The 13,007-nt window shown below is 49.7% G+C and carries 12 protein-coding genes; 7 read left to right on the top strand and 5 right to left on the bottom strand.

Going from position 1 to position 13,007, the window contains the following annotated elements; translation table 11 throughout:
• The first annotated feature begins 78 nt into the window (after positions 1–78).
• The 3 genes from C1I60_RS04810 to C1I60_RS04800 all read left to right on the top strand — a co-directional run bounded on the left by C1I60_RS04810 (position 79) and on the right by C1I60_RS04800 (position 3,529).
• The gene (locus tag C1I60_RS04810; protein ID WP_137060720.1) at positions 79–1,443 is read left to right on the top strand and encodes an MFS transporter; all 1,365 of its coding nucleotides are present in this window, start codon (positions 79–81) and stop codon (positions 1,441–1,443) included.
• A gap of 43 nt (positions 1,444–1,486) precedes the next feature.
• Entirely contained in the window at positions 1,487–2,080 is a 594-nt protein-coding gene (locus tag C1I60_RS04805; RefSeq protein WP_434784368.1) for a GNAT family N-acetyltransferase, read from the top strand.
• A 273-nt stretch (positions 2,081–2,353) separates the two neighbouring features.
• On the top strand, positions 2,354–3,529 hold the full coding sequence (locus tag C1I60_RS04800; RefSeq protein WP_137060719.1) for a cation:proton antiporter: 1,176 nt from the start codon (positions 2,354–2,356) through the stop codon (positions 3,527–3,529).
• A 156-nt stretch (positions 3,530–3,685) separates the two neighbouring features.
• Here the strand turns inward: C1I60_RS04800 and C1I60_RS04795 are convergent, their stop codons facing one another.
• Positions 3,686–4,321 (bottom strand): NAD(P)-dependent oxidoreductase, encoded by a 636-nt coding sequence (locus C1I60_RS04795; protein WP_137060718.1) that lies wholly within the window; start codon positions 4,319–4,321, stop codon positions 3,686–3,688.
• Between the two features lie 238 nt (positions 4,322–4,559).
• Between C1I60_RS04795 and C1I60_RS04790 the strand changes: the two genes are divergently transcribed.
• Together C1I60_RS04790 and C1I60_RS04785 are read left to right on the top strand one after the other, a co-directional pair.
• Positions 4,560–5,117, top strand: a complete 558-nt coding sequence (locus C1I60_RS04790; RefSeq protein WP_137060717.1) for a glycerol-3-phosphate responsive antiterminator — start codon at positions 4,560–4,562, stop codon at positions 5,115–5,117.
• Positions 5,118–5,294: 177 nt separating this feature from the next.
• Complete coding sequence (locus C1I60_RS04785; protein WP_137060716.1) at positions 5,295–6,998, top strand: glycerol-3-phosphate dehydrogenase/oxidase; 1,704 nt, start codon at positions 5,295–5,297, stop codon at positions 6,996–6,998.
• A gap of 132 nt (positions 6,999–7,130) precedes the next feature.
• Here C1I60_RS04785 and C1I60_RS04780 read toward each other — a convergent pair whose 3' ends face one another.
• Positions 7,131–7,808 (bottom strand): CidB/LrgB family autolysis modulator, encoded by a 678-nt coding sequence (locus C1I60_RS04780; protein ID WP_137060715.1) that lies wholly within the window; start codon positions 7,806–7,808, stop codon positions 7,131–7,133.
• Positions 7,805–8,176 carry a CidA/LrgA family protein gene (locus C1I60_RS04775; RefSeq protein WP_137060714.1) on the bottom strand — a complete coding sequence of 124 codons (372 nt, stop codon included), beginning with the start codon at positions 8,174–8,176 and terminating at the stop codon, positions 7,805–7,807. Before C1I60_RS04775 ends, C1I60_RS04780 begins: the two co-directional genes overlap by 4 nt.
• A gap of 132 nt (positions 8,177–8,308) precedes the next feature.
• Here C1I60_RS04775 and cidR point away from each other — a divergent pair, with 132 nt between their 5' ends.
• Positions 8,309–9,208 carry a cidABC operon transcriptional activator CidR gene (gene cidR / locus C1I60_RS04770; protein WP_044644329.1) on the top strand — a complete coding sequence of 300 codons (900 nt, stop codon included), beginning with the start codon at positions 8,309–8,311 and terminating at the stop codon, positions 9,206–9,208.
• Between the two features lie 70 nt (positions 9,209–9,278).
• On the opposite strand, the gene C1I60_RS04765 is transcribed toward cidR, so the two are convergent.
• Both C1I60_RS04765 and C1I60_RS04760 read right to left on the bottom strand, forming a co-directional pair.
• Entirely contained in the window at positions 9,279–9,461 is a 183-nt protein-coding gene (locus C1I60_RS04765; RefSeq protein ID WP_137060713.1) for an aspartyl-phosphate phosphatase Spo0E family protein, read from the bottom strand.
• Positions 9,462–9,595: 134 nt separating this feature from the next.
• Positions 9,596–10,669, bottom strand: a complete 1,074-nt coding sequence (locus C1I60_RS04760; RefSeq protein WP_137060712.1) for a diguanylate cyclase — start codon at positions 10,667–10,669, stop codon at positions 9,596–9,598.
• A gap of 174 nt (positions 10,670–10,843) precedes the next feature.
• Here C1I60_RS04760 and C1I60_RS04755 point away from each other — a divergent pair.
• A partial coding sequence (locus tag C1I60_RS04755) for an ATP-dependent DNA helicase (RefSeq protein ID WP_252361604.1) occupies positions 10,844–13,007 on the top strand: 2,164 nt, incomplete at its 3' end.

Here is a 13,007-nt window from a genome sequence, read left to right as displayed (position 1 = left end):
TCTGATTTTCCTCTGATATAGGCCCGTTAGAATGTTCTTATGCTACTAATGCAGAAAATGAGAGCAGGGTGAATAGGTATGGAGGAAAAAAAAGAATCAGAATCTACGCCCAGTATTTGGCGCAACGGCCGTTTTCGCCGGATGTTTGCGGCGCACACGGCTGCTTCCTTTGGCGATTGGTTTGATGCCATCGCTATTCAGGTGCTCGTCGCTTACCGCTGGGAAGCCGATCCCATGCTAATTGCGCTGATTCCGGTCGTGATGGCGCTACCGGGTCTGCTGCTCGGCTCTATCGCAGGTACGCTAGCCGACCGGGTGCATAAGGCCCGGCTGATGATCGGTTGCGATGCAGCTATTGCCTTGCTGACGCTGGCGATTCTCGCTGTTCCGGGCCCGGCGTGGTTGTTGCCTCTGCTGGGTTTGCGCGCGGCGGCTGGCGTATTCCAAATGCCCTCACAGCAGGGCTTGACCCGCACTGTAGTCGCCAGCGGCGACCTGTTTCAGGCGACCTCGCTGAATGGGCTGGTCAATCAGGCTTCCAAAGTGGCGGGGCCATTATTGGGAGCCATGACCTTGGTTGTGATGTCGCCCCAAGCGTGCATTATCCTTAATGCGCTGCTGCGCCTGTGCTCTGGTTTGGTGCTGTGGCCGCTGCGCGGAATCGGCCCCGTCCTCGACAACGTAGATCAGCATGCGACTACTGCTGTGCTGCAAGGGACGCAGGATTCGCCAAGCAAGGCTGAGGCTGATGGAGCCGTTAATCGGAAGGAACACGTCGGTTCGTCCCATTTTTTCAGCCAATGGCGCGAGGGATGGGCTTTTCTGTGGCGCAGCCGGATGCTTATAAATACGCTTGTGTTCGGACTTTTCGGCATGATCGCCATCCTTATGATTGACTATCAGTTCCCGACGCTGCTGCGTGTGCTCGCTCCGGGTAACGAATCGCTGCTCGGCTGGCTGGTTTCAGCCATAGGCGCTGGTGCCGTCGTTTGTATGCTAGTGCTGAACCGTTTGAACCGGATAAGCGCGGGCTGGGGCCTCGGTGGAGGCTGTGTGCTGATTGGTGGAGCTATTGCTGCTCTGGGGTGGTCACAACCTGGCGTAGGATTACCCGTGCTGCTTATGTTTGGCGCCATGCTGGGCGTGGGCAATGGTTTGTACATCATCACCCAGAATTACATATTGCAAGCCGGAACTCCACCCGATATGGTAGGGCGCGTCTTCGGTATCCAAAGTACCGTGACCGGAGCGATCATGATCGTCTCACCGCTTATCGGGGGTGCAATGATTCGTCTGACGGGACCAGGCACTACCTTTGTCTGGATTGGAGTGACGATTGGGGCTTTGGGTTTAGTCGGACTCATGCTTCAATCCTTCATTTGGCGTGAATCACCTGCTGATTTTAACAATTCTGCAGTAAAAAATGCCGACCCTGCGCAGTAGTAGCTGGCTTCCTTTTTTGAATAAATATTTCCAGAATAGGAGAATGATTATGACTCAAAAATCTTTGCACACAACACCAGTGGCACGGTTACTGGAGGGATCGCGGGTGTACCTGCGTCCGATTCATGTAGAGGACACCGAATTATACTATAATACGTTGTTTGATCAGGATGTGAGGAGGCTGACAGGCACACAGCGCAGCTTTACCAAGAATCAAATTGGTCGTTACATTGAATCCAAAGGGCAGGATACGTCCAGCCTTCTGCTGCTGATTGCCCTTCAGGAAGATGATCGTATCATCGGTGACATCGCCCTTCAGGATATGGATAGCCTGAACCGAAGTGCCAACATCCGCATTGCCATTAATGAACAGGGGAATATGGGAAAAGGCTACGGAACCGAAGCACTTGTTCTTATGCTTGATTATGGATTTGGTATCTGTAATCTGCATCGAATCGAGCTGAATGTGTATGATTTTAATGAACGGGCTATCCGCTGCTATGAAAAAATAGGCTTTCAACGTGAAGGCGTGCAACGGGACGCGTTATTTTATAATCATCAATACCATGACTCGATTCTGATGAGTATGCTGTCCTCTGAATACCGTGTCCGCTATGTAGAAAAAGCAAAGAACTGATTCAAAGCATTTACAGGGGTTTAATGAAAAGGTATAATAAAGTCATATTATGTGTAACTAACGTAGGTTACTGAACAACAACATAAAATGAAAATGATTATCGGAGGAGCCTGTCACCAAGGCTCCTCTTTGTCTTTTTTAAGGGGATCTGCAGCTACAGATTCCTTTTTTTGTTGTGTTCAGGGCATGTCAGACACATATTTTGCGCAAATTTTTAGCATTTTATCAATATTAGATGTCTACCATTTGCTGATTAAAGGAGGTATATGAACCATGCAATTTATATTGTATCTTTTACTGATTCTGCTGTTTACTAAAGTGGCTGGTGATCTGTCGGTAAGGCTCGGTCAGCCTTCGGTGCTAGGGAAGCTGATTGCCGGTATTGTACTGGGTCCGGCGGTATTGGGATGGGTTCAGGACAATACACTTATTCATGATATGTCTGAAATCGGAGTGCTGCTGCTGATGTTCATTGCTGGGCTGGAGACGGATCTGGATCAGCTTCGTCGTAACTGGAAACCTGCGGTAGCCGTGGCAGTCGGGGGAATTATTTTGCCGCTCATTTGCGGTTTTGCAGTCGGAGAAGCCTTTGGATTTTCGGTGCATGAAGGATGGTTTCTCGGAGTTATCCTGAGCGCTACTTCTGTCAGCATTACGGTGCAGGTGCTAAAGGATATGAACAAGCTTAACACCCGGGAAGGCTCGACCATTTTGGGCGCAGCGGTGCTGGATGATGTGCTTGTTGTGGTGCTGCTGGCAGTGCTGATGAGTATATTCGGGGTAGGAGGGGGAACCTCTCTGGGGCTGCTTGTCGGCAAAAAGCTTCTTTTCTTTGTCGTCGCTATATTCGGAGGTTGGTTTGTGGTTCCCTGGATCATGAAAATACTTGCTCCGCTCAAGGTGACAGAGGCCACCATTACCGCTGCTTTGATCATTTGCTTCGGGTTTGCGTATTTTGCAGATATGTTGGGTATGGCGGGCATTATCGGAGCCTTCGCTGCCGGGATTGCCATTTCGCAAACGAGCTTTAAGCATGTCGTGGAAGAAAAAGTGGAGCCTATCGCTTATTCCATCTTTGTCCCTGTGTTTTTTGTCAGCATTGGATTAAATGTCTCTTTCGAGGGTGTAGGGCAGCAGATCGGATTTGTCGTTGCATTGACACTGGTTGCAATGGTGACGAAGTTGATCGGTGGCGGGATCGGGGCGCGTCTGACCGGCTTTAATAACCGTTCTTCGCTCGCGATTGGCTCCGGTATGATATCTCGCGGCGAAGTCGCGCTTATTATCGCAGCTACCGGGCTGCAAACGGGTCTGCTGGCGCAGCAATATTTTACATCCGTCATCATTGCTGTCATTCTGACGACTTTGGCTGCACCCCCAATCCTCAAGCTATGCTTTAGCGATAAGAAGTCTCCCGGTCGTGAGCAGAAGAAGGAAGCTGAGGCCTGATAATATAACTAGTCATATCTAAAAGACCCATCGGGTTCATATTCTCACAGTGTGTATGGAAAGTCCGATTTGTAGCAAAACCGGACTTTGCATGTCCTATGGGAAATGACCGAAGGGTCTTTTTATCATACGTATATGTCGGATTAAGTGCAGGAATTAGGACTCGGATACCACAGTGAAGCGTTGGTTCAGATGCTGTGGTTTCTCGATTTCGTCAATTACAGCCACCGCATAATCTTCATAGCTGACATAGCTTGCGCCTTTGGAATTGACTTGCAGCACATCTTTGCCAACTTGATAAGAGCCTGTGCGTTTGCCGAGAGCAAATTCAGCCGAAGGACTGATGAAAGTCCAGTTCAGATCGCTGGTTCCACGCAATATTTCCAGGTTCTTTCCTTGATTATTAGCCGTTGGGTATACGAAATCAGGGAAACCAGGCGTATCTTTAACCAACAAGGTTTGGGACTCATCTGTGAACAGGCTGCCTGCACCGCCCACAACAATCAGACGAGTACCGGATACATTGCGCAGTGCTTCAATCAGAACGTTACCTGCATCTACATGCAGATGCTCTTGACCGAGTGGAGCGGCAAAAGCGTTAACGACAACGTCAAAGCCTTTCAGGTCGTCTGTTTTCAGATCGAAAACGTCTTTTTGTACCACAGTCGCGCGGCTCTCTGTGACTTTGGCAGGGTCACGAACGATCGCCGTTACTTCATGGCCTCTGTCCAATGCCTCTTTAACAATGTTGCCTCCTGCTTTACCGCTTGCACCAATAACTGCAATTTTCATAATAAATAGCCTCCTATAAATATGATCTGGATGATTCGTCAGTTTGATCGTAAGCTCATCCTGTTCATTCACAAACTTGGACATGTAACTATTATAGTTACAAAATAAAATGAAAGTCAAGCCTTGTGCTGGGCATATGCCTAAAATGAAGCCGCTTCACGTTCGTTGAACAGAGTGATAATATAAAATTTGAAAGATTTGATCGACATTTTAGCTTAGGGATTTAAGGGGGGTATCCATGCCATTTCAGGGACAACGCATTTTGCCTGCTGCCAAGCACATGAAGCAGATGGAGGGAATTTTGGACAGCTCCTATGAGTATGCGGTTTTTCTGGATACGCATGTAGCGCAGCTACGCAGCCTGTACCAGTTAGCCAGGAGTCGCAACAAGCAGATGCTATTGCATGCCGATCTGGTACAGGGCTTGAAGAATGATGAATATGCCGCTGAATATTTGTGTCAGGAGATTAAGCCGTTCGGTATTATTTCGACTCGATCTGGTGTGATTGCGACCGCCAAAAAGAAGGGGATTCTCGCTGTACAACGGGTATTCATGCTAGATACGATTGCGCTGGAAAAAAGCTACGCACTGGTGGAAAAAACGCGACCCGATTACATCGAGGTACTGCCCGGCGTTGTTCCGCCCATGATTACAGAGGTCAGTGAACGCACAGGGATTCCCATCTTGGCAGGAGGACTGATTCGTACCCCGGAGGATGTGGAAGCGGCTCTCGCCGCGGGAGCTACAGCAGTTACGACATCCAACAAACAGCTTTTTGAGCATTATAAGCAATAGCTAATAACCCCTTTTCACGGAGTACGGTGTGTGCTAGGATATAGATAAGTTAATACCCGTCAGGAGACTTGGAGAGACCATGAACCGCTCGGCATGTGCCGTAGCGATGTTCGTGGTCTTTTTTTGTATTTTTGATGATAGGGTCGGTGGATGATTATAGAGATGGAGGGGTAGATGATGGGAGAACAGGGATTTGCTACGCAGAAGAGAACGGCTGCTTTGGAGCGTATGGAGGGAGAGCATTTTGATATTTTAATTATTGGTGGCGGGATAACAGGGGCAGGGATTGCGCTGGACGCTGCCGACCGAGGTTTGAAGACAGCTCTGGTCGAGATGCAGGATTTTGCGGCAGGCACGTCTAGCCGATCCACGAAGCTGGTGCATGGTGGCCTTCGATATTTGAAGCAGTTTGAGGTTAAAATGGTAGCCGAGGTCGGGAAGGAGCGGGCAATTGTATTCGAAAATGGCCCGCATGTGACCACGCCGGAGCGTATGCTGCTTCCGTTTCACAAGGGAGGCACGTTTAACGCATTTACCACTTCTGTCGGACTGCTGGTATATGATTTTCTGGCTGGGGTTAAGCATAGCGAACGTCGCCGAATGCTGGATATTCGGGCTACGCTGGAGCGGGAGCCTTTGTTGAAGAGGGAAGGACTCAAGGGGAGCGGTAGCTATGTGGAGTATCGTACGGACGATGCCCGCTTGACGATTGAGGTTATGAAGGAGGCTGTTGCACGAGGGGCTTTGGCTGTAAATTACGCCAAGGCCGACAAGCTGCTGTATGATGACGGACGAATCAGCGGCGCGAGTGTAACGGATCGGGTAACGGGGCAGCCTTTAGAAATCCGGGCTTCGCTAGTTATTAACGCTGCCGGACCGTGGGTGGATACGCTGCGGGAGATGGATCGGTCCAAAGAAGGCAAGGTGCTTCGTCTGACTAAAGGTGTCCATCTGGTGTTCGATGCCAAGCGATTCCCGCTCAGACAGGCCGTTTATTTTGATACACCGGATGGACGGATGGTATTCGCCATTCCCCGTGACGGGAAAACGTACGCAGGTACGACCGACACGGTATATGAAGGGGATACAGCTCATCCCCGAATGACCGCTGAAGATCGGACCTATGTGCTCCAAGCGATCAACGGTATGTTCCCTGATGTGAAGCTGACCGTCAAGGATGTGGAATCGAGCTGGGCAGGTGTACGGCCGCTCATTTATGAGGACGGCAAAAGCCCTTCGGAAATTTCGCGCAAGGATGAAATTTGGGAATCCCGTTCGGGCCTGATCACGATTGCGGGCGGCAAGCTGACAGGCTACCGGAAAATGTCCGAGCTGGTTGTAGACCGTGCGGTACGGGAGCTGGGGCGTTTGCATGGGCAGACCTTCCGGGCATGCCGCACCAGGCACATCCCGATCTCGGGCGGTAACGTAGGCGGCTCCGCCGGTTGGGATGCCTTCGTGAGCGGGCAAGCGGCAGCAGGTGCTGCGCTCGGATTGCCGCCAGAAACCACCAGAGCGTGGGCCACCCGCTACGGCTCCAATGCGGAGCGGCTGTTTGCCATAGCGGCACGCAGCATGAGGGAGGCCAGCGAGACGGAAGCGGCGCTGCCTGTGGAAATGCGTGTCCCGCTCCTGTATGCCATGGAGCAGGAAATGACGGTGACACCGTCTGATTTTTTCATACGCCGCACCGGAGCGTTGTTTTTTGAGATTGACGGAGTAAAGCGCTGGAAGCAGCCCGTCATTGCGCTGATGTCTGAGCATGCAGGCTGGAGCGCCGCGCAAGAGCGACAATATGCGGCAGAACTGGACGCTTATTTACGTGAAGCCGTGACACCTGTTGAAGAAGATGATAAACCCGGCGCTGTTAAAGCAATTTGATTGCATGAAAGATGAGGGGCCTTACTTCCGAATAGACGAAGAAGCTCCGTCCCACTACGGCTAGTGGAACGGAGCTTCTTCGTTTTGTATATCAGGGGCAGTGTCCATTTAATATCTTGCGCTTTACTGAGCTTACAGCATCAAGTGGAACAGGAACGGCGCAGCCGCCAAGGTAAAGAGGGCGGCGAGCACCATAGAGATGCTGGAAATAGTGCCTGTCAGCGAACTGAACTCGAACGCTTTGGAGGTACCTGTACCATGAGCTCCGGTACCGAGCAGTACACCGCGCGAAACTTCATTTTCGATATGGAACAGCTTCACGGTCATCGGACCGATAATGAGACCGCTCAATCCGGTTAAAATAACAAACACAGCCGTGACTGTCGGATTACCGCCAATCGTCTGTGAAACATTCATGGCAATCGGTGTCGTAATGGAGCGAGGAATCAGGCTGCTCATCAGCGAGGAATCCAGATGCATCCATTTGGCGAGTACCATGGAGGATATTACGGCTACGACTGAACCGGACAGCACGCTAAGTACGATTTGGGCCGCGTGTTTTTTCAGCACAGGGAAATATCGGTACAAAGGGACGGCAAATGCAATCGTAGCTGGTTGGAGCAGCATGGAGAGCAAGTGGGCACCCGAATTATAGGAACGGTAATTTATACCTGAAAGCGTCAAAACTAAAATAATAATGATCGGTGTAATGAGTAGTGGAGACATATACACCTTGGGGAGCGTGCGGTACATGCGTTTGGCCATCCAGTAAATAGCGAGCGTCAATACAATACATAGAAGACCGATCATGATGATTTGTGCTCCTTTCGTTTGCCGAGCAGACTGGCGATCATGCCCGTGCAGGCCATCACGAGAAAGGTACCAAGCAGTACGACCAGCATAATGCTCATCCCATCGTGCTCCAGCATCGGCCAATAATTCATAACGCCGACAGCGGAGGGAATAAAGAATAATAGCAGTTCGGCCAGCAGCCAGTTTGCGCCGATCTCAATCCAGCTTAGACGGAGCACGCCCGTTTGTAGCAGAATAAAGAGAATTAGCATGCCGATAATGCTACCGGGTACAGGCAGGTGGAGCCAGGAGACCACCGCGTTCAGGATGAGCGAAAAGGCCATCAGGACGGCGATCTGGAGGACACCGCGTATGAAGCTTTTCATATATAATGGCTCCTATCTATGAGTTCCGTTATTTTTCAAACTGTAATGAAATTTTACATCACAAGCTTTCATGAGTAAAATGCATATAAAGAATACGATGTATTCCATTTGTCTATGGAAGAAGGTGATGGGATGGATATCCGACATTTGCAGTATTTTTTGGAGGTCGCGCGCTTGCGCAGCTTTACGAAGGCGGCCCAGAGCATGTTCATTACACAGCCGACGATCAGCAAGACGATTAAAAGCCTGGAGGATGAATTGGGTGTCGCTTTGTTTGACCGGATCGGCAAAAGAATCGAGCTGACGGACGCGGGCAAGGTGATTGAGCTTCAGGCGCAAGCGATTGTGAAGTCCTTCCAGAGCTTGTCCTCCGAGCTGAGTGATTTGATGAACCTGAAAAAAGGGCACATCCGTATCGGTCTGCCCCCCATGGTCGGATCGAGCTTTTTTCCGCGTGTCATTGGGGAATTTCACAAGGCATATCCCGATGTGACCATTCAGCTATTTGAGGATGGGGCAAAAAAAGTAGAACAGGACGTAGGTGCGGGTGCACTGGATATCGGCGTCATTGTGCTGCCAGCGAGTGGGGATATATTCGAGACGTTTCTGTTCGTGGAGGAAAAGCTGAACTTGCTGGTTCATCCCACGCATGTACTGGCAGAGCGTACAGAGGTACCGCTGGCAGCACTGGCGGAGGAATCATTTGTGCTGTTCCGCGAGGATTTTACACTGCATGATCGTATTATTGCAGAGTGTGTCCGGGCTGGCTTCCAGCCGCGTGTCGTCTATGAAAGCTCACAGTGGGACCTGATCAGCGAAATGGTTGCTGCGAACCTGGGGATAGCGCTGCTGCCGGAAGCGATTTGCCGTGAACTTGATTCTGAACGATTGCGTGTTATTCCACTCGTTGATCCCGTCATTCCCTGGCATCTAGGGATGATCTGGCGAAAGGATCGGTATCTGTCCTTTGCCGCGAGAGAATGGATTACGTTTACGCAGGAACTACTGCGGACGGAGTACCGAAGAAAGTAGTAAGCGAGGAAGTAGGGAAGTAAGGGAAGACAAAAAAGCTGCCCGTAAAGGGCAGCGGTGTAGCTTTTTTCTATGGATGTGCCTGATTGTCACCATTTATCGCTCGCTTGGTGTGGAGATACTTGTCCATAATTCGGTCAAGCCGAGAGGATTTGACCAATACACGTTCATCCTTTAGCCCATGTAAGGTTGCCATACGATTTAGTTCGCAGCGTTCTTTTTCCATGAGTTTTTCCAATTGTTCGAGGTCCAAAAAGCTCACCCCCCATGTCGATTGTAAGGCATGTCTCCTCTAACGGCAGAAGATTTTCTAATACAAATCTTATTTCCATTTTACCACTTTTTATTAACAATAATCCAGCTTTCCAGACATTTAGCGACTTATAATTATCGTTTTGCTATTTCTACCCGATTGCGTCCTGAGCGTTTGGCTTCATATAGAGCGTCGTCCACCTTCTCCAATAATTTATCCGCTGCAATGGTAGGAAAGCTGCCTGCTCCGATAGATACCGTCAGAGGAAGGATGGTTCCGTCATTTAGTTGAAAGGGACCGTTTTCCACAGCCTTTCGAATCTTTTCGGCAAAGCTTGCTGCTTTCTGGCTGTCGCAATCTCCAATCAGAATGGCAAATTCTTCTCCACCTTTACGTGAGGGGTATGTCCTCCTTGTAGACTCCCGGTTTAACAAATTCCCCAATTGGTTTAAGACGGTGTCACCGTTCAAATGACCATACGTATCATTAATATTTTTAAAGTGGTCAATATCCAGCATCACGATCCCAAAGGGTTGTTTTGTCGTCTTGGAAGTATGAAAGACCTCTTCAAATAGCGCATCAAAAGCACGCGGACTGTATAATCCGGTTAAATGGTCCCGATTCGCTGCCTCTTTGAGTAGATGAATGGCCCGTTCTGTTTTTTTGATATGGGACACCATAAAATAAGTGAACAGGCCGCCAAGCATCGTAATGGTTGCGAACAGTATTGTAGATTCAGGATTGGGATGCTCAATCAGATAGAAAGTAGCTAACAGCGACACGACAACAGCTCCAAGCACGGCCAACATCCATTTTCCGAATTTCAAGTTTTGTTCTCGAATAAAGGCAAGGGAAATAGCCAGTGTCAGGATGCTATTGGCAGTAGCAGTCAGAGAAATATCTGTCCAACCACCATTGAGGTAAATTCGGTATAGGCTTATGATCAGGGTGGTCAACAGACCGGATATCGGTCCTCCCATATAAACGGATATGATAATAGCCAGTTGGCGCAGGTCGACTACAAAATTTCCGCTGATTAAACCAGTCATCATTAACAGAATGCCAAACAGGCCTAGCATAAAGCCATTCATTATCCGGTAAAGGAATATATGTTTTTCCAGGTAACGTTCATATTTTCGCAAAAGTAAATTTCCAAAGAATAAGAAACTCGTTAATAATGCAAAATTATTGATTAGTTCTTTTAACATATCCCTATCCCTTATGATTGTAATGTGAGATGTAGTGTCGTTAAGATGTGCAAGCTAAAAGCCCTATTTCTATATTTCGGAAAAAAGAGGTCATGAGTGAATACCAGTTTAGATGACAAACAATCCTTATGTCTCTTACGTTTCGTCTGTCTACGTGATACAGTGAAAGGACTAATGACTGGAACGGGTGATCGTATGAAGGAACCCATTTACATATCGGTGCGTCCCCTTGTGGAATATGTGCATCGGAGCGGCAGCATTCACGGTGGTTTCCGCTCGAACAGCAGCATGCTAGAAGGAACACGCGTGCACCAGCTTATCCAAAAAAGCTATAAGGAGCATGACCGCAAAGAGGTGCATCTGCGTGCAGAAATTCCATTTGAGGGTGCTCTATTTATCGTGGAGGGCCGCTGTGATGGACTGATTGAGCTGGACGGCATATGGACGGTTGATGAAATCAAGTCGGTTTCCATTCCTCTCGAAGATATTCCGGGAGATGGTCAACCCGTGCATTGGGCGCAAGCGTTTCTGTACGCCTATATGATTGCCCGAGGGGAGCAGCGCAATTCCATGCAAGCCCAGCTTACTTATGTGCAGGTACACAGTGGAGAAATTCGGCGCTTCAGACGGGAGTTATCCTTTGCAGAGCTGGAGAGCTTTGCGCTGAGGATGGTCGAGGGTTATGCGCCGTATGCATTCCTGCTGAGAGCACATGCAGAGAAGCGTAACGCCAGTATTGCAACACTGACCTTTCCCTTTGACACGTATCGTTCAGGCCAGCGGCCTCTGGCGGGTTCGGTATACAAGACGATTGCAGAAGGGGTCAATCTGTTTGCCAAAGCGCCTACGGGTATCGGTAAAACGGTATCTACTCTGTTTCCTGCAATCAAGGCCTTCGGTGAAGGGCTGGTGAGCCGGGTATATTATGTGACGGCCCGTACCACGACCCGCGCAGCAGCAGAAGAAGTGTATGCCAAAATGCAGGCCCAAGGGCTGCATATGCATGTAGTAACCTTGACGGCGAAGGATAAAATCTGCTTCAAGGATGAAAATGATTGCGATGCCGGAGCGTGCAGCATGTGCGAGGGATATTACGACCGGATCAACGGTGCGGTGTCCGATATTTTGGCGAACGAGACATTGATGACCCGAGCGGTAATCGAGTATTATGCACGCAAACACAGGGTATGTCCCTTTGAATTTTCACTGGACGTGGCGTATGCCTCGGATGGTATAATCAGTGACTATAATTATGTTTTTGATCCGCGTATTTCCCTGAAAAGACTGCTGGAGGAGCACAAGCGAAAAGGTGTCGTGCTGGTGGATGAGGCGCATAATCTGGTGGAACGCGGTCGGGATATGTTTTCGGCGGAAATGTTGAAATCGTCTTTTTTGGAATTGAAAAAAGAGTTCAAGCTGCTAAGCCCGGAGGTTGCCGGGTCGGCTAGTGCAGTTAACGCGCATATGATTGCATTGCGCAAGCTGTACGCGGATACAGGAAAAGCAGTAAATACGGAGGCACCGCATGAGGTGCTGGATCTATTGACATCTTTTGTAGAGGCAGCCGAACGTGAGCTGTTAGCGGGCGTCGGTAGTACGAGTAACTCGGGAGCGGCCTATACGTTGCTGTTGGATACGTATTTTGCCGCTCAAAACATGCTGCGAATTGCAGCTTTGTACGATGAACGCTACGTTACCTATATTGAGGCGGGACGCAGTGAAGTGCGGGTCAAGCTGTTCTGCCTGGATCCCTCGCATTTGCTAGGACAGGCTGTGAAGGGCTATCGCTCGGCGATTTACTTTTCTGCGACGTTGACACCGCTTGCGTATTACCGGGACATGCTGGGAGCGAAAGAAGAAGATTACACCTTGCAGGTTCCTTCCCCCTTTCATCAGGAGCAATGGGATGTACGCCTGCTGCCGCTCTCTATCCGTTATCGGGATCGTGAGCGCTCAAAGGGAGCCATTGCAAATATGCTGGCGGGATTGGCTGAGGAGCGCCAAGGGAATATGCTCGTATTTTTCCCTTTCTATCCGTATCTGCGAGAGGTATATGAGGAATTTATGACCCGGGGCGTGTCCGCGGATACGCTGGTACAAAGTCCAGGCATGACCGAACCGGAGCGGGATCGCTTTCTGGAGGCTTTTCAGCCGGGACAAGAGCGTACCCTGCTCGGCTTTGCCGTACTGGGTGGCGTGTTTGCGGAAGGTGTTGATCTGCCAGGTGATCGTTTGAACGGAGTCGTAGTGGTTGGTGTAGGATTGCCGCAAATTGGCGCAGAGCGCGATGTGCTGCGGGATTATTTTTCGGAACAGGGACGGAATGGTTTTAACTATG

Source organism: Paenibacillus terrae (assembly GCF_005217525.1).
Taxonomy (GTDB): Bacteria; Bacillota; Bacilli; order Paenibacillales; family Paenibacillaceae; genus Paenibacillus; species Paenibacillus terrae_C.
Note: the sequence above shows the minus strand (reverse complement) of the source record. Positions and strands in the feature narration are given on the sequence as shown.